Source organism: Neorhizobium sp. T25_13, from assembly GCF_002968675.1.
GTDB classification, from domain to species: Bacteria; Pseudomonadota; Alphaproteobacteria; order Rhizobiales; family Rhizobiaceae; genus Neorhizobium; species Neorhizobium tomejilense.
The window spans coordinates 195,923-221,784 of record NZ_PVBI01000002.1 but is presented as its reverse complement, the minus strand read 5'-3'; the positions used below and the strand labels follow the sequence as shown (position 1 = coordinate 221,784).

The window sequence follows — 25,862 nt, the reverse complement described above, 5'->3', positions numbered from 1 at the left end:
AATCCTGAATTGCGTCAATCACTCAATCTTTTCCGCGCTCGCGAAATCCGCTAGGTCTTTCGCATGACCATTCTGCCCGATTTCCTCCGCATCGATCCCGACACCCGCCGCGTCTCGCTCGACGGCCGCAACCCGGCTTTCTACAGCGACCCGAACCGCGTCTATGCCCTCCTCCACGAACATTGTCCGACCTTCTACTGGGAAGAGCAGCGGCAATGGTTCTTCACCGGCTACGACCATGTGAACGGGCTGTTGCGTGACCGGCGGTTCGGCCGGCAGATCCTGCATATCGCCAGCCGGGAGGAACTCGGCCTGCCCGACCCCTTGGCTCATCTCGAAAATTTCGATCTCGCCGAGCGGTATTCGCTGCTGGAGCTTGAGCCGCCTGACCACACGCGGCTTCGCACGCTCGTCAACCGCGCCTTCGTGTCGCGGCATATCGAAAGGCTCCGGCCGGAGATCGCAGAACTTGCCGAAAGGCTGATCGACGGGTTCGAAGACCAAGGCGAGACGGAACTGCTCTCCGCCTTCGCCGACATCATTCCGGTAACGATGATCGCCCGGATGATCGGCATTCCGGACGAGATAGGGCCGCAGCTTCTCAAATGGTCACATGCCTATGTCGGCATGTACATGTTCAAGCGGACGCAGCAGGACGAACATGCCGCCGACCGGGCAGCAAGAGAATTTTCCGACTATGTCAAAGGCCTGATCGCCGAGCGCCGCCGAGAGCCGCGCGAAGACCTCCTCACCCACATGATCCACACGGAACACAAGGGCCAGTATCTCACCGACGACGAACTGGTCTCGACCACCATCGTGCTGCTCAATGCCGGCCACGAGGCGACGGTGCATCAGATCGGAAATTCGGTGCGGGTAATCCTGGAGAGCGGCCTGTCCCCGGCAGACCTTTTCCGCGACGAGGCGGCGACCGGGCGAACGGTCGAGGAAACGCTGCGCATCTGTGCGCCCGTGCATATCTTCCAGCGCTGGGCGCTCGAGGACGTCGAGATCGACGGGCTTTCCTTCAAGCGCGGCGACAAGGTGAGCCTCATCCTCGCCGCCGCCAATCTCGACCCCAAGAAATTTTCCGATCCGCTCGCCTTCAAGCCCGACCGGCAGGAAGCCGCAAACCTCTCCTTCGGAGCCGGCATCCATTTCTGCATCGGCGCACCGCTTGCAAGGCTGGAACTCAATACCGTGCTGCCCATCCTCTTCCGGCGGCTGCCCGGCATGCGTATCGCCACGCCGCCAGTGGTGAAGGACGTCTACCATTTCTATGGGCTTGAGCGGCTGGACCTGGCTTGGGAACAGGCAAGCCGGCTCCCTGAATAGTTCCCGAAATCGGTGTGCAACTGCGGACTATGCCGCAGTTGCTCTTCGCAATCAGGCGCCGGCGGCAACGCCGTAGCGGATTGCCGGCTTGTTGAGCGACAGATAGGGACGCAGCCCGCCGCGGGCGGTCGTGTAGGTCTCATAAAGCTGCGTATCGGCAAGCGACGGCATGGTGACCAGTTCGCCGCGGTCGAGACCCACAAGCGCCGCATCGACAAGGTCGCCGACTTCCATGACCGAATTCGGGTCGAGACTGTCCATCGAGCCGCCGACGCGATCGAAGATTTCGGTGCGGGTATAACCGGGCAGGACTGCCTGGATCCTGACGCCGGTATCCTTCAGCTCTGCAGCGAGGGCTTCCGTCAGGGCCAGAACGAAGGCCTTGCTGGCGGCATAAGTGCCGCTGAAGAACTCCGCGGCGAGCGCCACGGCGGAGGCGATGTTGACGATGGCGCCCTCACCCCGGGCAACGAAAGCCTGCGCGGCTGCGATTGCGAGACGGTTGGCGGCGGTGACGTTGAGATCGACCATCTGGTCGAGGTAATCCGGATCGGCTTTCAGCAGCGGACCGTTCGGGCCGATGCCGGCATTGTTGACGAAGAGGGTGATCGAGCCGTCTTCGCGCAGGCGCTTGTCGACAGCGAGCACATCGGCACGCTGGCTGAGGTCGGCGCGCAGTACGTCCGCCTTGATGCCATGTTCGCTCGTCAACCGGCCGGCAAGCGCCTTCAGGCGATCCGCGTCGCGGGCGACGAGGACGAGATCATAGCCGCGCTTGGCGAGCTTTTCCGCATAGGTCGCGCCGATGCCCGACGATGCGCCGGTCACGAGTGCGGTTCCGAGTTTTGAATTGTTGGTCATGGTCGATTTCCTTCAAAGGTTTTTCGGGCAGAGGTTTTTCGGGTGGTGTCGCGGCCAGCGGTTTGGCATCTGGAATTTACTGGTATATGCCACTATATATGAAAAGGAAGATTGAGACCTGCAAGGGGCGGCCGCAAATTTTTCATCGGAGTGGAAGGGCCAGCCAAAAGCGGGCATTGTCCCGCGGCAAGATCGGAACGAGACATGACTGACAAACAGGACAAGCAAGGGCAGACCGAGGACGGCATCTGGCTTCACTGCAGCAACAGCGCGGTGCGCCGCGCCTCACGGCATCTCGGCCAGCTCTACGAGGATGCGATGGGCGATACAGGCCTCAAGGGAACGCAGTTCTCCCTGATGTCCCAGATCGCCGGATCCAACCAGCCGACGTTGAAAAACCTCGCGGAGGCGATGGTCATGGACCTCTCGGCGCTCGGCCACACGCTGAAGCCGCTGATCCGCGACGGACTGGTGGAACTGGTGCCCGATGCCCAAGACCGCCGCGCCAAGCGCGTCCGCCTGACGGAGACAGGCGCGGCCACCCAGCGCGACCTCACCACCCGCTGGCAGGTCGCCCAGGACCGTTTCGACAAGGCATTCGGCAAGGGGAAGTCGGAGGAATTGCGGCGGACGCTGGCGTTCATCTCGTCGGGCGAATTCGCCAAGGCCTTCAGGCGGGATGAAGAAGCCTGACCCTCAAACCCTGATCACGTAATCCTTGCGAGTCGTTTCAACCACTTCCCAGGTTCCCTTGAACCCGGGTCTGAGGATCATGCTGTCGCCTGGCTTTAACTGGACCGCTTCGCCGCCCTCCTCTGTGACGATCGAGTGGCCGGAGAGGATGTGGAAATATTCCCACTCGTCATAAACAATCCGCCACTTGCCGGGGGTCGCCTGCCAGATGCCGGCATAAAGGCCGCCCTCCGCTTCCTCGAAGTTCCAGGTGCGGAAAGTCGGGGTGCCGGAGAGCAGCCGGTCCGGTGCCGGCGCGCCCTCTTCCGGTTCGATGGACGAGAGGTCATATTTTATCCAGGCGCTCACTATTTGGTCCTCTCGGGTGCATGTTTTCGAGCTGCTTGACGCGATCGCGACGATCGCCCGCAGACGCCTGATCGGGCGCCGGTCATCAGATCTTCGACAAAGCCTGGTCGAGGTCGGCGATGATGTCGGCGGCATCCTCGATGCCGATCGACAGGCGCACCACGTCAGGCCCGGCGCCGGCGGCGATCTGCTGTTCTTCGCTCAGCTGCCGGTGGGTCGTCGAGGCCGGATGGATGACCAGCGAACGGGTGTCGCCGATATTGGCAAGGTGGGAGAACAGCTGCAGGCCTTCCACCAGCGTCTTGCCCGCCTCGTAGCCGCCGGTAACGCCGAAGGTGAACACCGAGCCGGCGCCCTTCGGCGAATACCGCCTCTGCAGGGCATGGTTGGGGTCGTCCTCCAGGCCGGAATAGCTGACCCAGGCGACCTTCGGATGCGCCTTCAGCCATTTGGCGACGGCCGCTGCGTTGTCGCAGTGTTTCTGCATCCTCAGCGGAAGCGTCTCGATGCCTGTCAGGATCATGAACGCGTTGAAGGGTGAAATTGCCGGCCCCATGTCGCGCAGGCCCAGCACGCGGCAGGCGATGGCAAAGCCGATATTGCCGAAAGCCTGGTACAGGACGATGCCGCCGTATTCGCTGCGCGGTTCCGAGAGCATCGGGTAATTGCCCGATTTCGACCAGTTGAAGGTGCCCCCGTCGACGATTACGCCGCCCATGGAATTGCCGTGGCCGCCCATGAACTTGGTCAGCGAGTGGATGACGATATCGGCGCCGTGCTCCAGCGGCCGGACGAGGTAGGGGGTCGCCATGGTGTTGTCGACGATCAGCGGAATGCCCCGCCGATGCGCCACCTCGGCGATCGCCGCGATATCCACGAACGTGCCGGCGGGATTGGCAAGGCTCTCGATGAAGATCGCGCGAGTACGCTCGTCGATGCCGGCCTCGAAGCTTGCCGGATCGTCGGTATCGGCCCAGCGCACCTGCCAGTCGAAACTCTTGAACGCATTGCCGAACTGGTTGATGGAGCCGCCGTAGAGTTTTCGCGCCGCGATGAAATTGTCGCCCGGTTGCATGATCGTGTGGAAGGTCAGCATCTGCGCCGCATGGCCGGAGGCGACCGCGAGCGCCGCGGTGCCGCCCTCGAGTGCCGCCACCCGCTCCTCCAGCACCGCCTGGGTCGGGTTCATGATGCGGGTGTAGATATTGCCGAACTGCTGCAGGCCGAACAGGGCGGCGGCGTGGTCCGCATCGTTGAAGACGAAAGCGGTCGTCTGGTAGATCGGCGTCACCCGCGCCCCGGTCGTCGGGTCGGGTTGCGCGCCCGCATGCACGGCCAGCGTCGAAAACCCCGGATTGAGTGTCGGCATGTTAGTCCCTCCCCTTAAATGGCGCCCGGTTATTAGCGCTCCAACAGACCCCGGCGGTTGATCACGATCAAGGTATATCGTTCTCCGGAACCTATCCTCCGGAGAAATAGAGAGGAGTTTGCAATGGACAACACAATTCCCACCCTTGACCCCACCCCGGAAAATCTCACCGGCAGGCTGAAGCGCTGGTGTTCCGTCACATGGGCGGCGATCAACGAAGCCAAGCTTCTCGCCAGCCTCGACGACGAAACCGTCAAGCTGCTGGCGCAGGACAACGCCTTGTCGGAGCAGGAACTGCGTGAACTGATCGCCAAAGGCCCGCATGCGGCCGACGAAATGTTGGCGCTGATGAAGCTGCTCAACATCGATCCGGAAGAAGCCAGGCTGGAGGAGCCGGCCGAGTTCCGGGAAATGCACATCACCTGCGTCCACTGCGGCGAGAAGACCCGCTGTCGGCGCGAACTCACCGACGGCAGCGCCGCCGCCGACTTCGCAAGCTATTGCGGCAACGCCGAACTGCTCGACGACATGCGCAACCGGCCGGAACTGCTCGCCAAGTAGCTCGCTTAGCCGATCGTCTCAGGCAACGAGGCGGGGATATTCGATCGCCGGGCAGCGATCCATGACGATCTTGATGCCGGCCGCTTCCGCCTTTTCGGCGGCCTTGTCGTCGCGCACGCTCAGCTGACCCCAGATCACCGTCGGCCTGGTTTCGAGCCCGATCGCCTCGTCGACCACGCCGTCCAGATATTCGGCGGACCTGAAAACGTCGACCATATCGACCGGCTGCGGCACGTCCGAAAGTGTCCTGTAGACCGTCTGGCCGAGGATCTGCTTGCCGGCCTGGCCGGGATTGACCGGAAATACCGTATAGCCCTTGGAAAGCAGAAACCCCATGACCCGGTTGCTCGGCCTGTCGGGATTGGGGGATGCGCCGAGGAGCGCAATCGTCCTGGTGCTCTTCAGGATATCGGCGATATAGGCGTTGTCGTAATGGTCATGATTCATGACGGCGGCTCCTGCAATAGTGCGCCTCTGGCGGCGCAGTGCGTCTGCGCTATGTAAGTCCGCGTCTCGTCAAAAGGGATAAGGATCATGAAAAAATTTCTCGGCTGCCTTGCGATCACTGCCTGCGGCACCCTCCTCTCGGGCGAGCCGGCGGCCGCGATATCGCGTTACAATTCAACCGGCATGTCCTGTGCCGCTGTACAGCGGGCGATCGGCCGGGAGGGCGCGGTGATCCTGCGTTACCCGTCGCGCAACAAGGCGCGGATGACGCTCTACGACCGCTATGTCATCGACAGCGGTTACTGCGACGGCCATGAGTTCGCCGACCGGGTGACCGTGCCGACGGCCGACACACCGAGTTGCCCGGTTCGGGCGTGCAAAAGAAGACCCGATCCCGAAGATTGTTTTCCTCTCCAGGCCGGATGCCTGAGATTTTAGGCAGCTTCTTGAGTGAGAAAATCGAGAATGCCCGAACGCCGAGGTTCCCTGAACGTTCGGACTACATTCCTCCTTTGTACCTGCACATATTAGCACCATCTTATGGTTGAATTAGAAACTGCTACTAGATTTTGCCGAGGCAAACTTGGTTCTCTGAACATTTGTCAGGTTTTCTTTTCCTTCGTGCATCCCATTGAAATGTGAGCAGGTGACAGCTATCGCCGCGGCGGAATCGACCTCAAAGCTTCAAAAAAGGATGGATTTTGTCAATTCGGCCCCAACCCGCCGTCCTTCCGTTTGCACAACTCTGGATTTAGCTCGAACGAGCGATAAGCACGATGGGTGGCGCAACCCACTCTGCCATCCCAACAGGTTTTTCACGCTTCCGACAGCCGTTGCCAAGCCCGGTTTGCCGCGCGGCGGGATCCCGGCTCACGGACATAGGATGGGTTTTCTTTCCCATCATGAGAGCCAAGCGGACAGCGGCCGAACGGCTGGGTTTGGCAACCGCGGCGGGGACGAGCCAACGATTTGGCGCTGACGGCTTCGTATTTTGCCCGGAAAATTGTGGTATCATGAAACCACATAGATAAACCATTGATTTTGCTGCATCTATTTTTCGACCCGAGAAAACCGTCACCTTGACGCTTTCGGCCTCCCTCGCTATAAGCCGCCCCAGAACGCGGACCGTCTCGGCCCGCTTTCTTTTTGCCGGCCTCGGCCAAGGCAATCCAAGCAACAAGAAACGCCCTGCATTCGAAGGTTTCGGATGTCATGGGTCCTAGAAGAAAGAGTTAAAAACATGTCAACCTTCGTTCAGAAGCCTGCAGAGGTGGTGAAGAAGTGGGTGATCATCGATGCCGAAGGCCTCGTTGTCGGTCGCCTCGCCACCATCGTCGCCAACCGTCTCCGCGGCAAGCACAAGGCCACCTTCACTCCGCACGTCGATGATGGCGACAACGTCATCATCATCAATGCGGAAAAGTGCGTCCTCACCGGCAAGAAATATTCCGACAAGACCTATTACTGGCACACCGGTTACCCGGGTGGCATCAAGGAGCGCACCGCGCGCCAGATCATCGAAGGCCGCTTTCCGGAGCGCGTCATCGAGAAAGCTGTCGAGCGCATGGTTCCCCGTGGTCCGCTCGGCCGTCGCCAGATGAAGAACCTGCGCGTCTACGCCGGTTCCAACCATCCCCATGAAGCACAGCAGCCGGTCGCCCTCGACGTGGCATCGCTGAACAGCAAGAACGTAAGGAGCGCCTGATAATGGCCGATCTTTCCTCCCTGAAGGACCTCGCGCCGGCTTCCGAAGCTGCCGCTCCGGTCTATGTCCGCAAGGTCGACAGCCTCGGCCGCTCCTACGCGACCGGCAAGCGCAAGAACGCCGTCGCCCGCGTCTGGGTCAAGGCTGGCACCGGCAAGATCACGGTCAACGGCCGTGACTTCTCGACCTACTTCGCCCGTCCCGTCCTGCAGATGATCCTGCAGCAGCCGGTTATCGCCGCTGCCCGCACCGGCCAGTTCGACATCGTCGCGACCGTCGCCGGTGGCGGTCTCTCCGGCCAGGCCGGCGCCGTTCGTCACGGCGTCTCCAAGGCACTCACCTACTTCGAGCCCGGCCTTCGCGGCGTGCTCAAGAAGGGTGGCTTCCTGACCCGCGACAGCCGCGTGGTCGAGCGTAAGAAGTACGGTAAGGCCAAGGCCCGCCGCTCCTTCCAGTTCTCCAAGCGTTAATCGCTCCTGGACTTGGACTTTCAAAAGGCGGGGCTTCGGCTCCGCCTTTTTCATTTGATACTCTCAGATCGGCAGTTCGGTGGTCGATTTCAGTTCGCGCAGGACAAAGCTGGAGACCACGTTGCGCACATGCGGATTGCGCATCAGGTGGCGGGTCATGAAAGCCTCGTAGGCTTCGACGTCGCGCGCCCGGATCTTCAGCATGTAGTCGAAGGTTCCAGACAGCGCATAACACTCCATGATCTCCGGCCGGTCGCGCACGACCGTGGCAAAGGCTTCGATCGCCTCCTCGTGGTGGTCCTCCAGCGTCACATGGGCGACGATGCAGAGCTTGAGGTCGAGCTTTGCCGGATCGAGAAGTGCTACCCGCTTTCGGATGACGCCCTCGGCCTCCAGTTCCTGGATCTTGCGCCAGGCGGTGCTTTGCGACATGCCGGCCTTTTCCGCCAGTTCGGCAAGCGACGAACCATCGCCCGTCTGCACGAGTTGCAGAAGCTTGCGGGCCGCCTGCAGGTTTTCTTTCATGATGGCCTCTCCTCCCGAAATATCCTCCCATTATTTACGCTCAATTCGGCAAAGCTGAAATGATTACCCGCATTTTCGGAGATATAATGGTGATCTGACGGCCGGTGGCTGGAGCACCCGGCCATTCCATCACGCAACGGGAGGCGCTGATGACCAAACAAAGCACCTACACGGCAAACCTGCCGGACGCAGACGGGATCTATCACTACACACGCGAAGAACACGGGATCTGGAGCGAGCTCTACGAACGCCAAATGCGGCTCCTGGCCGACAAGGCCTGCCGGGAATATCTGGACGGCGTCCAGGCACTCGGATTGAAGGCAGACAAGGTTCCGCAGCTTGGCGATGTCGACCGGCGCCTCAACGAGACCACCGGCTTCGGCGTGGAGGGCGTGCCCGCCCTCATTCCGCCGTCGCGCTTCTACGAGTTGCTGTCGCAGGGCAAGTTTCCGCTGGCGACCTTCATCCGCCGCCGCGAGCACATCGACTATATCGAGGAACCGGATATCTTCCATGAGGTCTTCGGCCACTGCCCGCTCCTCACCAACCAGAGTTATGCCAATTTCGTTCGCCGCTTCGGCGAAAAAGCCGTCGGGCTCGGCCGGGAATATTCCTGGCACCTGTTCCGGATATTCTGGTTCACCGTCGAGTTCGGCCTGATCCACACGCCGCAGGGGCGCCGCTGCTTCGGCGCCGGCATCGTCTCCTCTCCCAACGAAACGCGGGCCGCCATGGAAGGCCGTGAGGCCGAATTCCGGCCCTTCGATCTGATGACGGTGCTCAGGACCCCCTACCGCATCGATATCGTCCAGCCGATCTACTATGTCATCGACAGCTTTGCGCAGCTGGAATCGATCATCGAGGAGGATATCGGGGCGCGCATCAGCGAGGCCAAGGCGCTGGGAGACTTTCCGCCGGTGTTCGAAGCCAAGGCTTCCTGAACGGGAGGCATTTGTTTCCTTCAGGCTTGCCTTGTCGGCCCTTATTGTCCAACGTCCCGCCACCTTAACGATGGAGGGACGCCGTGGCAGAAAAGTCGATCGACCATGCCTTCACTGCAACAAGCCTGACCTCGGCCGCGTCGGACCCGACGTTTGCCGGCGCGCTGTCGTTCATGCGCCGCCGCTTCACCAAGGATCTGGCGGGTGTCGATACGGTCGTCTGGGGCATCCCCTTTGATGCCGCGACCTCCAACCGGCCGGGCGCCCGGTTCGGGCCGCAGGCGATCCGGCGGGCATCGGCGATCTTCGACAACGATCCGCAATATCCGTTCCAGCGCGACCTTTTCGCTGACATGGCCGTCGTCGATTACGGCGACTGCCTGCTCGACTACGGCAACCATCAGAAGACGCCGGCTGCGATCGAGGCCCAGGCGAACGTCATCCTCGACAGCGGCGCGTTTTTGCTGACGCTCGGCGGCGATCATTATGTCACCTGGCCGCTGCTCAAGGCGCATGCCGCCAAACACGGACCGATGGCGCTGGTGCAGTTCGACGCGCATCAGGACACGTGGCTCGACGACGAGGGACGCATCGACCACGGCTCCTTCGTGGCGCGGGCGGTGCGGGCCGGCCTCATCGATCCTGCCCGATCGATTCAGGTCGGCATCCGCACCCACGCGCCGGAAGATTTCGGGATCCGCCTCCTCTATGGCCAGGAGGTCGAGGAGATGACGGCAGCCGAGATCGCCAGGGTTATCGTCAATCACGTCGGGGAAACACCGACCTACCTCACCTTCGACATCGACTGCCTCGATCCGGCTTTCGCGCCGGGCACCGGCACGCCGGTCGCCGGCGGGCCTTCGAGCGCCAAGATTCTCTCGGTGCTGCGCCAGCTTGGGGGCCTCGATATCCGCGGCGCCGATGTCGTCGAGGTGGCGCCGGCCTATGACCATGCGGATATCACTGCCATTGCGGGGGCGACGGTTGCGATGTATATGCTCGGGCTTCGCGCGGAACGCCGCGCGGGCGCGTTAAATTTCTGAATCAACTTGCTGGTAAACTGAATCCGGCATCCAATCCAAGGCACTGATCTAGCAGGATAAGACCATGACAGCGAAAATCTTCATCGATGGCGAACACGGCACCACGGGACTGCAGATCCGCACCCGCATGGCCGGCCGCCGCGACGTCGAGTTGCTGTCGATCCCGGAAGCGGAGCGGCGCAACGCCGCCATGCGCGAGGATCTCCTGAACAGCGCCGACGTCGCCATCCTCTGCCTGCCGGACGATGCCTCGCGGGAAGCCGTGACCATGCTTGCCGGCAACAACAAGGTGCGGGTGATCGACACCTCGACCGCCTTCCGCGTCGATCCCTCCTGGGCCTATGGCTTTGCGGAAATGGACAAGGCGCAGGCAGACAAGATCAAGGCCGCCCGGCATGTCGCCAATCCGGGCTGCTACCCGACCGGCGCGATTGCCCTCATCCGGCCGCTGCGCGCGGCCGGCATCCTGCCCGACGGTTATCCAGTCACGGTCAATGCGGTCTCCGGTTATACCGGCGGCGGCAAGCAGATGATCGCGCAGATGGAAGACCAGGCCAGGGAAGACGCCATTTCGGCCAACAACTTTCTCTACGGCCTGAACCTCAAGCACAAGCACGTGCCGGAGATGAAGATCCACGGCCAGCTCGACCGTGCGCCGATCTTCTCGCCGTCGGTCGGCCGCTTCGCGCAAGGCATGATCGTGCAGGTGCCGCTCTTCCTCGAAGACCTCAAGGACGGCGCGACGATGGAGAGCATCCACAAGGTGCTGGTCGAGCATTATGCAGGCCAGGACATCGTCACCGTCGTGCCGCTCGAAGAGAGCAAGGCACTTGCCCGCGTCGATGCGGAAGAGCTGGTCAATACCGACACGATGAAGCTCTTCGTATTCGGCACGCCGGGCGGCGCCTATGTCAACCTGGTGGCCTTGCTCGACAACCTCGGCAAGGGTGCCTCGGGTGCGGCCGTCCAGAACATGGACCTGATGCTTTCGGCCTGATGACCGAAGGCATTCCCCTTCCTTTTTCCTTTCCTGACGAATGGCGGATCGAAACCGCCAGACAGATCGCCGATACCGTCGTCGGCATCGTCCTTGAAGTGACGCGTGCCGGCGGCGAGATCGATATCGTCAAGATCCTGAAACCGAAGGCATTGGAAGACAGTCTTCGCGGGGCCGATTTCATGGCCTGGCGGGATGGCGTCGGCTGCATTCGGCTGATCGCGCGTTCGGACGATCTCCTGCTGATGGAACACGCAGGCAAGGTGACGCTGCGCGATCATATGGAAACCCATGGTGACCTGAACGCAACCCGGATCGCCGCCCAAGTCCTCGCGGAATACCACCGGCCGTCCGACATGGCTCCGCCGGCAAGCCTGATGCCGCTTTCCCGCTATTTCAAAAGCCTGTTCAAGAAGGCCAAGGCAGACCGCCGCGACGGTGTTGCCAGCCCGTTCATCGCGGCGGCGGAATTGGCGGAAAGGCTGATCGCCGATCAGCGGGACATCAAGCCACTGCATGGCGACCTGCACCACGAGAACATCATGCTCGGCCCGCGCGGCTGGCTGATCATCGATCCGGCCGGATTGATCGGCGATGCGGCGCTGGACGTCGCCAACATGTTTTCCAATCCGCTCGACCGCTTCGACCTCACCCGCGATGAAGAACGCATTGCCTCCATGGCCGCCATCTTCGCCGAAACGCTTGGCCGCGACGTCCGCCCCATCCTGCAATACGCCTTCGCCTATGGCTGTCTCTCGGCCGCCTGGCATGAAGAGGACGGCAATGCGAAAGACCGCGATGACGAGCTTGCCGTCGCCGCCACGGTCCGCAGTGTGCTGCAACAGGCTTAAGCGAGCGTCCGCTTCAAACCCAGATTGACGGCGAGCTTCTCGCCCGGACCGTGCACGGCGGCGAACAGCAGCCCGGCCAGGAAGGTGAAGTGGTCAACGAAAAAGCCGAACTCCGCCTGGTTGGCTTGCCACAAGCCGGGGCCATGGAAAGCGAAGGCTAGGAAGATGACATAGACGCCGGCAAGCAGCGCCGCTTCGGAGAAGAAGGCGCCGGTCAGGAATGCGAGGGCCAGCCCCACCTCGAAGATCGCCGCGTTCAGGCGAGAAACAGCGGAAACGGAAATCCGGCGCCGGAGATGAAGACGGCCGTCGCCTGCATGTCGAGAAACTTGAACGTCGTCGCCATGACGAACAGGCCGCCGAAAATCAGCCTTGCGACGAGAATTGCGATTGTCCTTGCCATAACCCTACCCTCTCCTGTGGCCGAAGCCGATTGACCTATGTCCCAAGGACGGGCGACGGACACTGTGGCCGACATCGGACTGCAGATTTTTCGCAGTAAAAAGGCGGACGGAATTCAATCCGCCCGCCTCTCGCGGATATTTGTCAATGTACGGGCAGATCAGCTCCGCGTGACGATCGCCGTCTCCGGCGGATATTCGCCGACGAAACCGCGCCAATGGGCGACGGCAAAGCCGAGTGCGATCAGAGCGACGGCCTGATGCGTCAGCGCCAGATCGAGCGGCACCTGCATGACAAGCGTCGAGATGCCGATGACGGCCTGTAGCGTCACCAGCCCGAACAGCAGGACGGAGCGGCGGGCATGGGTCGAGCCGGGGGCCAGCCGGAGAGAGACGATCATGTGCACGAGAGTGGCGGCCCACAGAACATAGGCGCCGCAGCGGTGCATGAACTGTACCGTCTTCGGGTTTTCGAACAGATTGATCCACCAGGGCTGTTGGACAAAAAGATCGCTCGGGATCAGCGCACCATCCATCAGTGGCCAGGTATTGTAGGAGAGGCCGGCATCGAGCCCCGCCACCAGCGCACCGAGATAGATCTGGAAGAGGACCAGGAAGGCGATCCCGCCGGCTGCCCATTTGGACCTTGCCGTCGGCGGAAGGTCGCGGCTATGCGGCGCCAGCCCGCGCATGATCCAGATGCAGGCGGCGAAGATCAGACAGGCGATGACGAGGTGTGTCGCGAGCCGGTATTGCGAGACGCTGACCAGTTTGGTCAAGCCGGAAGATACCATCCACCAGCCGATGAACCCCTGGAAACCGCCGAGTGCGAGAAGACCGACCAGCGGACCCCGCAGGCGCTTTTCGATGCGACCGGTGAGCCAGAAGAACATCAGCGGCAGGGCAAAGACCAGGCCGATCGAGCGGGCGAGGAACCGGTGCGCCCATTCCCACCAGAAGATCGACTTGAACTGGTCGACCGTCATGTCCTTGTTGATTTCCTGATATTGCGGAATGCGCTGGTAGAGACGGAATTCCTCGTCCCACTCTTCGGCCGACAGCGGCGGGATGACGCCGTGGATCGGCTTCCATTCGGTGATCGATAGGCCGGAGTCGGTAAGCCGCGTCGCGCCGCCGACCAGGACCAGACAGAGCAGCGTGGAAACCACGACGCCGAGCCAGATACGCACGGCCTTGCGGTCGCGCTCGCGGCGCTTGGTATGGTTCAGGACATCGATGATCACAGCATCGGTTGCCGACATGGGTATGCTCCTGTCGCTCAAGCCAAAAGGACGCGGCGCACGGCCAAGCATCCATCAAGCATTTCGCGTTGCTTTGCCCCATCAACCCATGCAAAACAAGCCCCGGCGCTTTGCGGCATGCGGTCGCGGATAGGAGAAGACGTTTTGGTCCCGCGTTTGAGAAGTTTCATCGGCACCATCCTGATCATCATTCTGGTGATCTTCTATGCGCTTGCCGCGACGACCTTCGCGACGCTGCTGCTTGCCACTTCGCCATGGTGGGTGCATTTCCTCTACTTCCTGATCAGCGGCCTCCTCTGGATCCTGCCGGCCATGCTGATCATCAAATGGATGGCAGGACCGAAGCCCAAGGGATAACCGGCTTTACCATCGGTTAACCAGCGGCAACGGTTTCGCGGGGCGTGAGGCCGCCGGTAAACCGAATTTTGGTGCCCTCCCCCTATGTTGCCGGCCAAACGGCATCAGCGGGCAAAGCCATGCAGCAGCGGAAGATCAACCACGTGGATCAGGTCGAGGACATGCTCGACGCGCCGAAGGGTCAGAAAACCGTCCGGCTCGCCGAGCTATCGCTCGTTTCGACCGACGATCTCCATTCCGTGGAAGCCGAGTGGCGGCGGCTCGAAGGGCTTGGCAAAAACTCCCTGCATCAGGGTTTCGACTGGTGTCTCGCCTGGGTTCATGCGCATCGCAGCGAACTCGCGATCATTCAGGGCGTTGTCGATGGCCGCACGCTTTTCATCCTGCCGCTCGAAATCGTGTCGGAACGCCGCGCCCGGATCGCCCGCCTGCTCGGCCACCGGTTCAACAACGTCAATACCGGCCTCTTCGATGCCGAACTCGCCGCACCCGATGCGGAAGAATTGCAGAACTTCGCCTATGGCCTGAGGCTCGCCCTATCCGACAAGGCGGATCTGGTCGTTCTCGACAATATCCCGCTCGTCTGGCGGGGCATGCGGCATCCGTTGTCCGCGTTTGCTTCGATCGAAAACCAGAACCATTCCTTCCAGTTGCCGCTCTTTCAGAATTTCGAGGCGACGCTGGCGCAGCTCAACGCGAAAAGCCGCCGCAAGAAGTTCCGCTCGCAGAGCCGCAAGATCGAGGCGATCGGCGGTTATGACCACTTCATCCCGACCGACCCCGCCGAAAAACACGCCCTGCTCGATATCTTCTTCCGCCAGAAAGGCGAGCGTCTGAGACTGTTCGGTCTGCCGGACGTCTTCCAGCTGCCCGGCATCCAGGACTTCTTCCACCGCCTCATGGATGTCCCGGCCAGGGGAACAGACACACCGCTGATGCTGCATGCCATCCGGCTGCGCGGCGAGCACGAGGGGCATATCGCGGCGATTGCCGGCCTGTCACGCAAGGGCGATCATGTCATCTGCCAGTTCAGCTCGATCGACGAGACGATCTGCCCGGAGGCGAGCCCCGGCGAGTTGCTGTTCTGGCTGATGATCGAGCAGTCCTGCCGGGAAGGCGCGTCGGTGTTCGATTTCGGCGTCGGCGACCAGCCCTACAAGCGCAACTGGTGCACCCAGGAAACGGTGCAGCACGATATGTTGTTGCCGCTGACCTGGAAGGGTTCGGTGATGCGGCCGTTCCTGATCGGAGTGACCAAGGCGAAGGCGGCAGTCAAGCGCAGCCCGCATCTCTACGCGATGGTGCAACGCTGGCGGTCCCGCCGATGCCCGAAAACGTCGGAAGCCCCCGCCTCCGACGCAGAACCGTCAGCCGAATAGTCAGGCCGCGCGGCGTTTGCCGGGACGTGGCGAATGCCGGTCGGCGGTCTGCGCCATGACCAGCAGGTTGCTGTAACCGGCCGCTTCGAAATCCGTCACCAGTTCGGCGACTTCCTCATCCTTGAAGCCCGGCACCGACAGGACGATCTCCGCCATGGCGTTGCGGGTCAGGCGCGAAATGCCGGCGATCTCGGCCGGGCCGCATTCGATCAGCACCAGGTCATAGGCATCCGCCAGCGCGTCGATGACCATCGACAGGCGGTCCACGCCGCGCATGGCACGCGCCGGATCGGAAGCGCCGTGCGGAATGATATGCGCATCGGAAAGCCGATCCGGATGGATCGCGTCGCCGAAGGCGGTTTCGCCGCAGAGAAGGTCGGTAATGCCGGGCAGTTTCGGATTTTCCACCATCATCTGCGTCGGAGCGGCAGAACCGGTCATGTCGACCAGCACGACGGTGCGGCCGCTCTCGGCAATCTCGCGGGCGAGCAAGACGGTCGCTGTCGAACCTTCGTCACCACCCGGTGAAATGGCGATCGCGACAGGCACATCGTGGCGCTGCAGGTAATGCGCGACCGAGCCGATGGTGAAGCCGCTATCATCGACCTCCGCTACGGCTTCCTCCGCTTCGCTCTCCTTTTCGGCCAGCGATTGTTCGGCGATCTTGGCATAGGCGAGCGCTGCCGCGTTCTTCGCGCTCTCGCGGGCCGGTTCCGGGCGGTCGAAACGGGCGGCCTCGGCCTGCATCTGGTGGACCGGCAGGGGGGCGGCCGCAGCGGCGGGCGCGGATGCGCCAGCTGCCGGCACAATCTCGTCATCGGCCTCTCGAACGCTGGACGGGCGCAGGGCACGACCCGAGAAGAGCTCGCTGACGATAACGATCAGGCAGCCGAAAATGAAGGTGGCGAGCGATACGACAATGACGATCGGGATGATCTTCGGGAAATAGGGTTCCGACGGTTCGACGGCTTTCGAGACGACGCGCGCGTCGGCCGGGCTCGAATTGCCCTCGAGGCGGGAGGTCGCCTCGCGGTAACGGGCGAGATAGGTTTCCAACAGCTGGCGCTGGGCGGCGGCCTCGCGTTCCAGCGCGCGCAGGCCCACTTCCTCTTCGCCCGCCTTGGCGGAGTCCGCCTTCAAGCCGTTGAGCTGGCCCATCAACTGGCGCTCGCGGATGCGCGACATCTCGGCTTCGTTCTGAAGGCTCGCGAGGATTTTCTTGGTTTCGCTCTCGATCTGCTGGCGGATGCCGGAAAGCTGGCCGCGCAGGCCTTTCAGCCGCGGATGGCCTTCGAGCAGCGAGGTCGAGGAGTCGGAGATCTGTGCCTGCAGGTTGGCCTCTGCCTCCTTCAGCCGCTGGATGACCTGCGAGCCGACGACATCGCTCAGCGTGTCGGAAGCGCGACCGGCCTTCAGGGCGGTGCGGACGTTTTCGGCGCGGGCTTCGGCATTCGCGCGCTCGCCGCGGATACGGGCAAGTTCGGTCGAGATGTCGTTGAGCTGCTGGGTCGAGAAACTGTTGGTCTCGGTGGTCTGGAACAGGCCGTTGGAGGAGCGGTAATCCGCCACCTTCTTTTCGGCCTCCTTGACCTTGCTGGTCAGGTTTGCGATTTCCGGTTCCAGCCATTTGGCGGTCTCGGAATGAGTGTCTAGCTTGGCGCCGCTCTGGAGCTGGAGATAGACTTCCGCCATCCTGTTCGGGATGTCGGCGGCAAGCTTCGGATCGCGCGAGGAGAACTCGATGGCGATGACGCGCGAATTCTCGACCGCATAGACATCCAGCTTCTCGCGGAACTCCTGGATCACCCGGTCTTCCGGGTCGAGCGACATCGGATCCTGCTTCAGGCCGATCAGGACCAGCGGATCGGGCAGGAAGGACTGCGCCGCCGGATCGAATTCCTTGAGCCTGGCGAGGTTGAGGTCGCGGGCAACGCGCTTGATGAGATCGGACGATTGCAGCAGCTGCGCCTGGCTGGTGATGTTGAGCGAGTCCAGCAGCGGGTCGTTGGCCTGTGCGGCCGCGTCCCCTCCCGACAGGTTCGGGGAGCGGGATTCGATCAGGAGCCGCGTCTCGCCCTTGTAACTTGGCTTCATAAGGGTGGTGCCGACAAGGGCGAGCGCCGCCGCGACGATCGTCGCGCCCAATATCCTGCCCTTGCGTTCCCAGACCGCCGATATGACCCGCCCGAGGTCGATGTCCACGTCCTGATTGCCACCGTTTACGCCTGACATGATACGCTCCAACTGATCGGTTTCGGCGAAGAGTAAAGGATCATGGTAACGCGAGGGTTAATGGCCAAGTACAGCGGTGGCACCCCAAGAAAATCCCCAAATTCCCGGCCTCTTTACCGGGCATTAACCCTAACGGATCGATAACGGGGACAGATGGTATGAACAGCCGGAGCCTCGACCGCGGAAATGTCCTTCGCCCCCTTCAAACGCGTGATGGCCAAACAGGTGCTGGCGTTAGCCCTCGCTGCGACGGCGCTTGCCGGCTGCACGAGCTACGCGCCCGCCCCGAAAAGCTTCCAGCAGGCAGCCATGCAGCCGTACAGGCTGGATAGCGGCGACCGGCTGCGCGTCAGCGTCTTCGAGCAGCCCGGCCTCACCAATACCTATACGGTCGACCAGGCCGGTTACATCGCCTTCCCGCTGATCGGCCAGGTGGCCGCCCGCGGCCAGACGTTGCCGGCGCTGGAAGGCTCGATCGCCTCGCGTCTGAAGCAGGGTTACCTGCGCGATCCGGACGTTACCGCCGAGATCGACCGCTATCGTCCCGTCTTCGTCATGGGCGAAGTCGGCCGGCCCGGGCAATATTCCTACGTGCCGGGGATGACCGCCCAGAACGCGATCGCGATCGCCGGCGGCTTCACTTCCCGCGGCAACCAGCGCGATGTCGACGTCACCCGCAAGATCAACGGCCAGGTGATCACCGGCCGCACCGTCATCTCTTCCACGGTGCTTGCCGGCGACACGATCTACGTCCGCGAGCGGCTGTTCTGACCGGTCCATGGCGGAGAGCCCTCCCTTGCGGATACTCCACTGCTTCAGGTCGCCCGTCGGCGGGATCTTCCGCCATGTGCGCGATCTGGTCGAGGAGCATCGGGCCGCCGGCCACGAGGTCGGCATCCTGTGCGACAGTTCGACCGGTGGAGCGCATGAGGACCGGCTGTTCGACAGCATAAGGCCGCTGCTTTCGCTCGGCCTCACCCGCATTCCGATGCGCCGCGCGATCGCCCCTTCCGATTTCGCGGCTATCTACAGGAGTTACAAACATATCAAGAGCTTGCAGCCGGACATTTTGCACGGGCACGGCGCCAAGGGTGGCGCCATTGCCCGGCTGATCGGCTCAGCCCTGCGGGTCAACAGGTATCGCGTAGCCCGCCTCTATTCGCCGCATGGCGGCAGCCTGCATTTCAGCCGGTCGAGCCTTTCCGGCCAGGCCGTGCTGCGGCTGGAACGTTTCCAGGAGCATTTCGGCGACGCTCTCGTCTTCGTCTGCGACTACGAGCGGCACACCTACGAGGCCAAGGTCGGCAAGCCGCGCAAGGTGTCGCGGGTAATCTATAACGGCATCAAGGATGCCGAGTTCGAGCCTATCACCACCGACCCGGCAGCACCGCATTTCCTCTATATTGGCATGCTGCGCGACCTCAAGGGACCGGACGTCTTCATCGACGCCTTCGCCCGCACCGAAAGGGCGGTCGGTCATCCGCTTTCGGCCCTGATGGTCGGCGATGGCCCGGATCGCGACCGCTACGAGGCGATGATGGCCGAGCGTGGGCTTGGCCGGCGCATCCAGATGAAGCCGGCCATGCCGGCGCGCGACGCGTTCGCCATGGCGAAGATCGTCGTCGTCCCCTCCCGTGCCGAGGCGATGCCCTATATCGTGCTCGAGGCGCTGGCGGCCGGCAAGCCGGTCATCGCCTCGAGGGTCGGCGGCATCCCCGAAGTGCTCGGCGACACCAGTGCAGCACTTGCCATTCCCGGTGACGCCGCGGATCTCGCCCGCGTCATGACGCAAGCGGTCACGACGCCTGGCTGGCAGGATGCGGTGATGCCGAAACCGGAAGCCTTCAAGGCGGTGTTTTCCGCCTCGGTCATGGCCCGCGAGATGCTCGGCCTGTATCACGATCTGACAGGTTCGAGGCCGGATTCGGGGCGCGGCTAAAGGCTTCCTTCACCTCTTTTTGGTAAGCGTTTCCCATTGCTTCCAGTGTCGCCGGGGCTTCCAACGCCGCCGGGCCCGGAAGACCAAAGGGATCGGTCCATGAACCAGCCGAACAAGTCCGAGCAGTTCGATGTCGAAAGCCTTCGCAAGAAGGTTTCGGAACTCCGCGCAGCCGACGAAAAGCACGATCCGGCGAACGCCACGGTGCTCAATCCGTTTGCCCGCCAGATCGCCGAGCAGTTCCGCAACGACAGCTATTCGCCGACGATGCTGATCGGCCTGTTCCGGCTGTTCGAGCTCCTTGCTATGCTCGCGATCGGACTTGGTGTCGGGGCGCTTTTCGCGCCGATCGATCTTACCGCCTTTCTCGCCCGTTTCGCGCTTGTCGCCTGGGGCTCGACACTCACGGTCCTGCTTCTGCAGGTGGCCGATACCTATCAGATCCCGTCGCTGCGCGGCGCCTCGCGCACCGCCAAGCGGGTCTTCGTCGGCTGGACGATCGGTTTCCTGCTGACCGCATCGACCCTCTATCTGGTCGAACCCAAGCCCTATCCGCTTGCCGGCCTTTTCGCCTGGTTGGTCACCGGCGCCTCTTTCCTTTTCCTCGAACGGCAGCTCACGGCCTTCGCCATCCGTCACTGGGGTCGCAATGGCGTGATGGAACGCCGCGCCATCATCGTCGGCGGCGGTGAACCGGCCAAGCAGCTCGTCCGCCAGCTCGAACAGCAACCCGACAACGACATCCGTATCTGCGGCATTTTCGACGACCGCAACAGCGAACGTTCGCCGACCGTCGTTGCCGGCTATCCGAAGCTCGGGACCTTTGCTGAACTCATCGAATTCGCCCGCCTCGCCCGCATCGACATGCTGATCATCGCGTTGCCGGCGACCGCCGAGGCCCGCATCCTGCAGCTGCTTCGCAAGCTGTGGGTGCTGCCGGTCGACATCCGCCTTGCTGCCCATGCGAACCGCCTTCGTTTCCGCCCCCGCTCATATTCGCATGTGGGCGCGGTGCCGATGTTCGACATTTTCGACAAGCCGATCCGCGACTGGGACTCGGTCGCCAAGCGCGTCTTCGACATCGTCTTCTCGGTGGTGGGCCTCCTTCTCACCTGGCCGATCATGCTGGCCGCGGCAATTGCCGTGAAGGCGACCTCGAAGGGGCCGATCCTGTTTCGCCAGAAGCGCCACGGCTTCAACAACGAGATCATCGACGTCCTGAAGTTCCGTTCGATGTACACCGACCTCAGTGACCAGACGGCGGTCAAGGCCGTCACCAAGGGTGACCCGCGCGTCACCCCGGTCGGCCGCTTCCTGCGCAAATCCTCGATCGACGAACTGCCGCAGCTGTTCAACGTGCTGCGCGGCCAGCTTTCGCTCGTTGGCCCCCGCCCGCATGCGGTGCTCGCCCAGACGGGAACGCGCAAATATGTCGACGTGGTCGAGAGCTACTTCGCCCGCCACCGCGTCAAGCCGGGCGTCACCGGCTGGGCGCAGATCAATGGCTTGCGCGGCGAACTCGACAGCGACGAGAAGATCCGTGCCCGCACGGCCTACGACCTCGACTATATCGAGAACTGGTCGCTGCTCTTCGATCTCAAGATCCTGTTCCTGACGCCGATCCGGCTGCTCAATACGGACAACGCCTATTGAGCACGCTCGACTATAGCCGGCCAGGCAGCCACCCAGCGGGTTTCGACAGCCGCCTTGCCGCTATGAAGCTGGCAGGCTCCGGCCTGATCGCCTTTGGCGTCTTCCTGTCCGGCTTCGTCATTTCCGAGCCTGCGCCTTACGAACTGATCATGGTGATCCAGATCGGCATCTGGTTCCTGCTCGGCCTGAAGATATCGCGCACGGTCGCGCCGCTTCTCGTGATGCTGCTGACGTTCAACATGAGCGGCCTGTTCTCCATGTTCGTCATGAAGGACATGAGCGAGGCGCCGATGTATTTCGCCGTCTCCACCTTCCTGGCCCTGAGTTCGGTCTTTTACGCGGCGATCATCGAGAACGACCACCGGCGCCTCAACCTGATCTTCAAGGCCTGGGTGATTGCCGCGATCATTACCTCGCTGCTCGGCGTTCTCGGCTATTTCAACGCCTTTCCGGGCTCGCATGTGTTCACCCGCTACAATCGCGCCATGGGCGCCTTCCAGGATCCGAACGTCTTCGGTCCCTATCTCGTCGCCCCCCTCCTCTACCTCCTCTACCGGTTGCTCACCGGGCCGCTGATGAAGGCGCCGCTGCTGATCGCCGGCATCCTCGTCCTGGCGCTCGGCATATTCCTCTCCTTCTCGCGTGCCGCCTGGGGCCTTCTCATATTTGCCGGCATCGCTTTGGTGATCGTCATGCTCCTCAAGGAACGCACGACCGCCTTCCGGTTCAAGATCCTGGCGATCGCCGGCGGAGCCGCGATCTTCCTCGTCCTTGCCCTGGCGATCGCGCTGCAGTTCCCGCAAGTCTCCGACCTGTTCACGAACCGCGCCAAGCTGGTGCAGGACTATGACGGAGCCCGGCTTGGCCGCTTCGAGCGCCACAAGATCGGCTTCCTGATGGCCATGGAACGGCCGCTCGGGCTAGGCCCGATGGCCTTCGGCAAGATCTTTGGCGAGGACGAGCACAATATCTGGCTGAAGACGCTGACCACCTATGGCTGGCTCGGCGCGATCACCTATCAGATCATGATCTGGTCGACGCTGTGGTTCGGCTTCCGCTACATGCTGCGCGAACGCCCGTGGCAGGCCTATCTGATGGTCGCCTGGGTGATGATATTGGGCCATGCAATCATCGGCAACGTCATCGACACCGACCACTGGCGGCATTTCTACCTCCTGCTCGGCATCGTCTGGGGCTGCATGGCGCTGGAACACCGCTTCATCCGGTCGCAGCGGCGATCACCCGCGCCCAGGACCGCTTGACTTTGCCGCCTGGCGCTCCAGATTTTCTAGAATGCTGACGGTCTCTCAACTCCGCGCTGCACGCGCGATGACAGGAATGACGGTGGAGGAACTCGCCGCCGCATCCGGGCTTTCCAAATCCGCCATCGAAGAGGCCGAAGCCTCCCAGGTCTTCGCTAACGCTGGTGTCACCGATCGGCTCCGTTCAATCTTCGAGTCGAAGGGTGTGTTGTTCCTCGGTGCCGGACAGGACGATGCCGGCGCCGGGCCGGGTCTCAGGCTACGCCAGCAGTTCCAGGACGAGGGAATCCGCCCCCAGAACCTCAATGCCGCAAACGACGACTGATATTTGCCGCGACGCGGGAACTCTTTGAGATCTCATGCGTCTCTCCGCCACCAGACGATATGCAGGGGGCAGGCATGACACGCGCCAACAATCTCTATCTCATTAACGGCACTTTACCTGTCGCCTTCGTCGGCGTCGGTTTTTACGTCTATCGCGAGGAGACCAAGCCGAAAAGCATCAAGCTCGGCATCGGCCAGAATGGTATTAAAGCCCAAGAGAAGTGAGGGTTCGTTAGAGGATACATTATTAACGATAGAAGCTCAGAGTTGTCCGGAACAAAATTTGCTCGGCGGATTTAGGTTCAGACAAACAAGAAAAGGGGATACTTATGTCTACGCATATGAATCTCGAGGATATCGACAGTAAAAGCTTGAAGAAAGTCTGGAGCGTTGCCGAGTTCGCAAAGCGCTATCGTATTGATCACCAGGAAGAAACCCGCCTCCTGAAACTTCTCGGACCCTTTGCGTCCCGGCAGGAACTGTTGATGAATGCAAGCCGCGCGCCGCGTTTTCGCTAAGCATTCGCATAGATACCGCAGCTAAGCTTTTAGCCCGCCTTCAAGCCGAAGTTTCCAGCATGCGTAACTTCGTTCTACACCTAAATTATCTTCCGCAGGAACTCCTGCAATCCCCTTATAGTTGGCCTCCAGGAACCAATTGCCGGGCGAGCGGTTAGCCGCTGCTGCAACCCCTGCGAGGCTCGCCGCTGCCCGCGACGAAGGCTTTCGCGACGCCCAGGTCGTCCGCGTGACGAGCCGCAGCGTCGCCGTCGAGGGCTTCACGCGCAACGAACCGGATCGCATCACCTTTGCAGACCGCCCCGGCTGTCTGGAAATCTGACCTATTGGCGAGGCTGATCGCCTCAGGCACCACAAGAAGCCGCGTTCGGATTCGGGACACGGCTTTTATGTTCACCGGCGCATTCTTGTGCCAGCCATCCTCTTTTTCTTCCGATCGAAGGATTTTGAGCTTGCGCCGCGATAGCGGAGCGACTAGGGAAAACATGCTCATTGAGCAGGTCGGGGCGTAGCGCAGCCCGGTAGCGCACTTGACTGGGGGTCAAGGGGTCGTCGGTTCAAATCCGGCCGCCCCGACCAATTAAATCCCCTTGAAATCTCAGTCAGATCAAAAGCCTTTTCCGAAAACCGGGACTTCCCCACGCGATCTACCCACCCCACCGGATTGGCAGGGCGGGCTTGAGGTTTTCATCGGGTTCCACGACGGATATCAGTAGGGCGAATAGCACTGCTGGCGCGGGCCGTAATAGGGCTGGAACGTGTTGTCATAGGCCCTGTAGGACCGGTAGCGGGCGTAGCACCAGTTCACGTGCGAATTACCGCCGCGGATATAACGCCGAGGCGGGTAGTAGCGCGGTGCGTATCTCGGTGTGTAGCGCGGCTGGGCCAGCGCTCCGCCGATGATCGCGCCAAGTGCAAGCCCCCCGATGATCGCACCGGCATCCGGGCCACGGCGGTGGCGGCGGTAACGCCGGTCGCCATAATAGCGGTCGCCATAATAGCGGTCGCGGTAATAACGACGCCCTTCCCAGCGGTCACGGTCGCGCCAGTAATATTGCACCTGCTGGATGTCCTGGGATCTTTCGATGCGCGGGGCACCGATCGACGGAAACGCCTGGGCGGGGGCGACGCCGCTAAAAGCCGTAATCAGCGCCAGAACGGCGACGGCGAGCTTTTTTTTCATAATTCACCTCCTCTGATTTTCCTTATGAAGAAATGATCCTCCATTTCTCCTGAACCAGAGGTGAATGGTAAATTTTGCTTAACGTTGGCGTGTGTTGAGTTAGCGAACCTGATCCAAGAGGCGCTTGCATTCCAAGAGGTCGAAGAGCGCTTCCTGCAGCAAGGCACGGTCTTCCTTGCCTATGCTGGACTTGCCGATCGACACTTCCATGTCGTCCTCGTGGGAGGTGCCGAACCCGAAAAAGCGCCCGCTCGGCTTCACCTTGGGGCGTCCGACGATCTGATCCTCTTCGGCCGTGCTGATCTTCGGCTCGGCCTGTTTTTCGCTGTTTGCCGCCATGATCGCTTCCATCGTGGCGAGGTCGCCTGAGGCAATCGCAGAGACGAACTTGTTGCCGTTCGTCTTCAGAAGCTTCTGCACGCCCTTAATGGTGTAGCCGTGATCGTAGAGCAGGTGGCGGATGCCCTTCAGGAGATCGACGTCTTCGGGCCTATAATAACGCCGCCCGCCGCCGCGCTTCATCGGCCGGATCTGCGGGAAACGCGTTTCCCAGAAGCGCAGCACATGCTGCGGCAGGTCGAGGTCGTCGGCGACCTCGCTGATCGTACGAAAGGCGTCCGGGCTCTTCTCCAAAGTTCATACTCCAAACGGCAGGCTGCCCATGCCCCAAGGGCAGACTCATAGCCTCCGATACATGGGCGAATTATGCGCCGAATCGGACATATCTCAACGGTTTAAGCCGAGAGATTCAAGCATGTTCACAGGATTGCGGAAAAGGTCGCGGACTTCACGCCACCGGGCTTGCCGGCTTCAGTTTCGCCTTGCGCGCCGTGTGCGCCTTGAGGATACGGCTCTTCAGCACGTTGGAGGCCTTGAACGTCATCACCCGGCGCGGAGAGATCGGCACTTCCTCGCCGGTTTTCGGATTGCGGCCGATACGCTCGTTCTTGGAGCGCACCTGGAAGGTCGCGAAGGAGGAAAGCTTGACCACCTCGCCCCGGACGATCGCATTGCATATTTCGTCAATGACCGTCTCAACGAGCTCGGCCGATTCCGTCCGCGAAAGTCCGACCTTGCGGAAAACCGATTCCGCCAGATCCGCGCGTGTTACTGTCTTGCCGGCCATGATCCCCGCCCAATTTTCGAAATTGATCTTATCAAAGCCGATAGAGAGTATTTTGCTTGAGCGCGAGGGTCAAGCACCTG

30 protein-coding genes, 1 tRNA gene and 1 pseudogene are annotated in these 25,862 nt (G+C 61.8%); 20 read left to right on the top strand and 12 right to left on the bottom strand.

Annotated elements, in window-relative coordinates; genetic code table 11:
- The first annotated feature begins 63 nt into the window (after window positions 1–63).
- Window positions 64–1,335 carry a cytochrome P450 gene (locus C5J22_RS04565; RefSeq protein WP_105437372.1) on the top strand — a complete coding sequence of 424 codons (1,272 nt, stop codon included), beginning with the start codon at window positions 64–66 and terminating at the stop codon, window positions 1,333–1,335.
- A 51-nt stretch (window positions 1,336–1,386) separates the two neighbouring features.
- On the opposite strand, the gene C5J22_RS04560 is transcribed toward C5J22_RS04565, so the two are convergent.
- The gene (locus C5J22_RS04560; RefSeq protein WP_105437371.1) at window positions 1,387–2,196 is read right to left on the bottom strand and encodes an SDR family oxidoreductase; all 810 of its coding nucleotides are present in this window, start codon (window positions 2,194–2,196) and stop codon (window positions 1,387–1,389) included.
- Between the two features lie 204 nt (window positions 2,197–2,400).
- On the opposite strand from C5J22_RS04560, the gene C5J22_RS04555 reads away from it, so the two are divergent.
- Window positions 2,401–2,889, top strand: a complete 489-nt coding sequence (locus C5J22_RS04555; RefSeq protein WP_105437370.1) for a MarR family winged helix-turn-helix transcriptional regulator — start codon at window positions 2,401–2,403, stop codon at window positions 2,887–2,889.
- A gap of 3 nt (window positions 2,890–2,892) precedes the next feature.
- On the opposite strand, the gene C5J22_RS04550 is transcribed toward C5J22_RS04555, so the two are convergent.
- Both C5J22_RS04550 and C5J22_RS04545 read right to left on the bottom strand, forming a co-directional pair.
- Window positions 2,893–3,237 carry a cupin domain-containing protein gene (locus C5J22_RS04550; protein ID WP_105437369.1) on the bottom strand — a complete coding sequence of 115 codons (345 nt, stop codon included), beginning with the start codon at window positions 3,235–3,237 and terminating at the stop codon, window positions 2,893–2,895.
- 85 nt (window positions 3,238–3,322) lie between these two features.
- A complete protein-coding gene (locus tag C5J22_RS04545; RefSeq protein WP_105437368.1) occupies window positions 3,323–4,606 on the bottom strand; it encodes an O-acetylhomoserine aminocarboxypropyltransferase in 1,284 nt (427 codons plus the stop codon).
- 123 nt (window positions 4,607–4,729) lie between these two features.
- Between C5J22_RS04545 and C5J22_RS04540 the strand changes: the two genes are divergently transcribed.
- On the top strand, window positions 4,730–5,167 hold the full coding sequence (locus tag C5J22_RS04540; protein ID WP_105437367.1) for a DUF6455 family protein: 438 nt from the start codon (window positions 4,730–4,732) through the stop codon (window positions 5,165–5,167).
- 18 nt (window positions 5,168–5,185) lie between these two features.
- Here the strand turns inward: C5J22_RS04540 and C5J22_RS04535 are convergent, their stop codons facing one another.
- The gene (locus C5J22_RS04535) at window positions 5,186–5,614 is read right to left on the bottom strand and encodes a CoA-binding protein (RefSeq protein ID WP_105437366.1); all 429 of its coding nucleotides are present in this window, start codon (window positions 5,612–5,614) and stop codon (window positions 5,186–5,188) included.
- 87 nt (window positions 5,615–5,701) lie between these two features.
- On the opposite strand from C5J22_RS04535, the gene C5J22_RS04530 reads away from it, so the two are divergent.
- The 3 genes from C5J22_RS04530 (at window position 5,702) to rpsI (ending at window position 7,789) form a co-directional block, all read left to right on the top strand.
- A complete protein-coding gene (locus C5J22_RS04530; protein ID WP_105437365.1) occupies window positions 5,702–6,052 on the top strand; it encodes a hypothetical protein in 351 nt (116 codons plus the stop codon).
- A gap of 802 nt (window positions 6,053–6,854) precedes the next feature.
- Window positions 6,855–7,319, top strand: coding sequence for a 50S ribosomal protein L13 (rplM, locus tag C5J22_RS04525; protein WP_037080613.1), 465 nt, complete (start codon window positions 6,855–6,857; stop codon window positions 7,317–7,319).
- A gap of 2 nt (window positions 7,320–7,321) precedes the next feature.
- Window positions 7,322–7,789: a 30S ribosomal protein S9 gene (gene rpsI / locus C5J22_RS04520; RefSeq protein WP_007759340.1), complete on the top strand. Its 468-nt coding sequence runs from the start codon at window positions 7,322–7,324 to the stop codon at window positions 7,787–7,789.
- A gap of 63 nt (window positions 7,790–7,852) precedes the next feature.
- On the opposite strand, the gene C5J22_RS04515 is transcribed toward rpsI, so the two are convergent.
- Window positions 7,853–8,314: an Lrp/AsnC family transcriptional regulator gene (locus C5J22_RS04515; RefSeq protein WP_038541909.1), complete on the bottom strand. Its 462-nt coding sequence runs from the start codon at window positions 8,312–8,314 to the stop codon at window positions 7,853–7,855.
- 149 nt (window positions 8,315–8,463) lie between these two features.
- Between C5J22_RS04515 and C5J22_RS04510 the strand changes: the two genes are divergently transcribed.
- From C5J22_RS04510 to C5J22_RS04495, 4 genes are all read left to right on the top strand, one after another.
- A complete protein-coding gene (locus C5J22_RS04510) occupies window positions 8,464–9,255 on the top strand; it encodes a phenylalanine 4-monooxygenase (RefSeq protein WP_105437364.1) in 792 nt (263 codons plus the stop codon).
- An 83-nt stretch (window positions 9,256–9,338) separates the two neighbouring features.
- Window positions 9,339–10,298, top strand: a complete 960-nt coding sequence (speB, locus tag C5J22_RS04505; protein WP_105437363.1) for an agmatinase — start codon at window positions 9,339–9,341, stop codon at window positions 10,296–10,298.
- A gap of 64 nt (window positions 10,299–10,362) precedes the next feature.
- Window positions 10,363–11,295, top strand: coding sequence for an N-acetyl-gamma-glutamyl-phosphate reductase (gene argC / locus C5J22_RS04500; protein ID WP_105437362.1), 933 nt, complete (start codon window positions 10,363–10,365; stop codon window positions 11,293–11,295).
- Window positions 11,295–12,146 (top strand): aminoglycoside phosphotransferase family protein, encoded by an 852-nt coding sequence (locus tag C5J22_RS04495; RefSeq protein WP_105437361.1) that lies wholly within the window; start codon window positions 11,295–11,297, stop codon window positions 12,144–12,146. The genes argC and C5J22_RS04495 overlap by 1 nt, the downstream gene beginning before the upstream one ends.
- Here C5J22_RS04495 and C5J22_RS04490 read toward each other — a convergent pair.
- A pseudogene (locus tag C5J22_RS04490) lies at window positions 12,143–12,549 on the bottom strand (DoxX family protein). The gene C5J22_RS04495 and the pseudogene C5J22_RS04490 overlap by 4 nt on opposite strands.
- A gap of 159 nt (window positions 12,550–12,708) precedes the next feature.
- Entirely contained in the window at window positions 12,709–13,809 is a 1,101-nt protein-coding gene (locus C5J22_RS04485) for a COX15/CtaA family protein (RefSeq protein ID WP_105437360.1), read from the bottom strand.
- Between the two features lie 144 nt (window positions 13,810–13,953).
- Here C5J22_RS04485 and C5J22_RS04480 point away from each other — a divergent pair, with 144 nt between their 5' ends.
- Both C5J22_RS04480 and C5J22_RS04475 read left to right on the top strand, forming a co-directional pair.
- Complete coding sequence (locus C5J22_RS04480) at window positions 13,954–14,166, top strand: DUF2842 domain-containing protein (RefSeq protein WP_046605545.1); 213 nt, start codon at window positions 13,954–13,956, stop codon at window positions 14,164–14,166.
- Window positions 14,167–14,285: 119 nt separating this feature from the next.
- Window positions 14,286–15,545, top strand: coding sequence for a GNAT family N-acetyltransferase (locus C5J22_RS04475; protein ID WP_105437359.1), 1,260 nt, complete (start codon window positions 14,286–14,288; stop codon window positions 15,543–15,545).
- Here C5J22_RS04475 and C5J22_RS04470 read toward each other — a convergent pair whose 3' ends face one another.
- A complete protein-coding gene (locus C5J22_RS04470) occupies window positions 15,546–17,777 on the bottom strand; it encodes an exopolysaccharide transport family protein (protein ID WP_105437358.1) in 2,232 nt (743 codons plus the stop codon).
- A 213-nt stretch (window positions 17,778–17,990) separates the two neighbouring features.
- On the opposite strand from C5J22_RS04470, the gene C5J22_RS04465 reads away from it, so the two are divergent.
- From C5J22_RS04465 to C5J22_RS04440, 7 genes are all read left to right on the top strand, one after another.
- A complete protein-coding gene (locus tag C5J22_RS04465; protein WP_172717254.1) occupies window positions 17,991–18,548 on the top strand; it encodes a polysaccharide biosynthesis/export family protein in 558 nt (185 codons plus the stop codon).
- Window positions 18,549–18,555: 7 nt separating this feature from the next.
- Entirely contained in the window at window positions 18,556–19,716 is a 1,161-nt protein-coding gene (locus C5J22_RS04460; protein ID WP_105437357.1) for a glycosyltransferase family 4 protein, read from the top strand.
- 99 nt (window positions 19,717–19,815) lie between these two features.
- Window positions 19,816–21,369, top strand: a complete 1,554-nt coding sequence (locus C5J22_RS04455) for an undecaprenyl-phosphate glucose phosphotransferase (RefSeq protein ID WP_105437356.1) — start codon at window positions 19,816–19,818, stop codon at window positions 21,367–21,369.
- Complete coding sequence (locus tag C5J22_RS04450; protein WP_105437355.1) at window positions 21,366–22,631, top strand: O-antigen ligase; 1,266 nt, start codon at window positions 21,366–21,368, stop codon at window positions 22,629–22,631. Before C5J22_RS04455 ends, C5J22_RS04450 begins: the two co-directional genes overlap by 4 nt.
- Window positions 22,632–22,698: 67 nt before the next feature.
- Window positions 22,699–22,956 carry a DNA-binding protein gene (locus C5J22_RS04445; protein ID WP_205837155.1) on the top strand — a complete coding sequence of 86 codons (258 nt, stop codon included), beginning with the start codon at window positions 22,699–22,701 and terminating at the stop codon, window positions 22,954–22,956.
- Window positions 22,957–23,030: 74 nt separating this feature from the next.
- Window positions 23,031–23,180 (top strand): hypothetical protein, encoded by a 150-nt coding sequence (locus C5J22_RS31025; RefSeq protein WP_172746526.1) that lies wholly within the window; start codon window positions 23,031–23,033, stop codon window positions 23,178–23,180.
- A 104-nt stretch (window positions 23,181–23,284) separates the two neighbouring features.
- Window positions 23,285–23,473: a hypothetical protein gene (locus C5J22_RS04440; protein ID WP_105437353.1), complete on the top strand. Its 189-nt coding sequence runs from the start codon at window positions 23,285–23,287 to the stop codon at window positions 23,471–23,473.
- A 154-nt stretch (window positions 23,474–23,627) separates the two neighbouring features.
- Here the strand turns inward: C5J22_RS04440 and C5J22_RS31020 are convergent, their stop codons facing one another.
- Window positions 23,628–23,966 (bottom strand): hypothetical protein, encoded by a 339-nt coding sequence (locus C5J22_RS31020; RefSeq protein WP_172746525.1) that lies wholly within the window; start codon window positions 23,964–23,966, stop codon window positions 23,628–23,630.
- A gap of 9 nt (window positions 23,967–23,975) precedes the next feature.
- On the opposite strand from C5J22_RS31020, the gene C5J22_RS04430 reads away from it, so the two are divergent.
- Window positions 23,976–24,052: transfer RNA gene (locus C5J22_RS04430), tRNA-Pro, on the top strand.
- 130 nt (window positions 24,053–24,182) lie between these two features.
- On the opposite strand, the gene C5J22_RS04425 is transcribed toward C5J22_RS04430, so the two are convergent.
- From C5J22_RS04425 to C5J22_RS04415, 3 genes are all read right to left on the bottom strand, one after another.
- Window positions 24,183–24,656, bottom strand: a complete 474-nt coding sequence (locus C5J22_RS04425; protein WP_105437351.1) for a BA14K family protein — start codon at window positions 24,654–24,656, stop codon at window positions 24,183–24,185.
- Window positions 24,657–24,755: 99 nt separating this feature from the next.
- Entirely contained in the window at window positions 24,756–25,289 is a 534-nt protein-coding gene (locus C5J22_RS04420) for a MerR family transcriptional regulator (protein WP_046624314.1), read from the bottom strand.
- Window positions 25,290–25,443: 154 nt separating this feature from the next.
- Window positions 25,444–25,782 (bottom strand): integration host factor subunit alpha, encoded by a 339-nt coding sequence (locus C5J22_RS04415; RefSeq protein ID WP_007770264.1) that lies wholly within the window; start codon window positions 25,780–25,782, stop codon window positions 25,444–25,446.
- Window positions 25,783–25,862 lie beyond the last annotated feature (80 nt).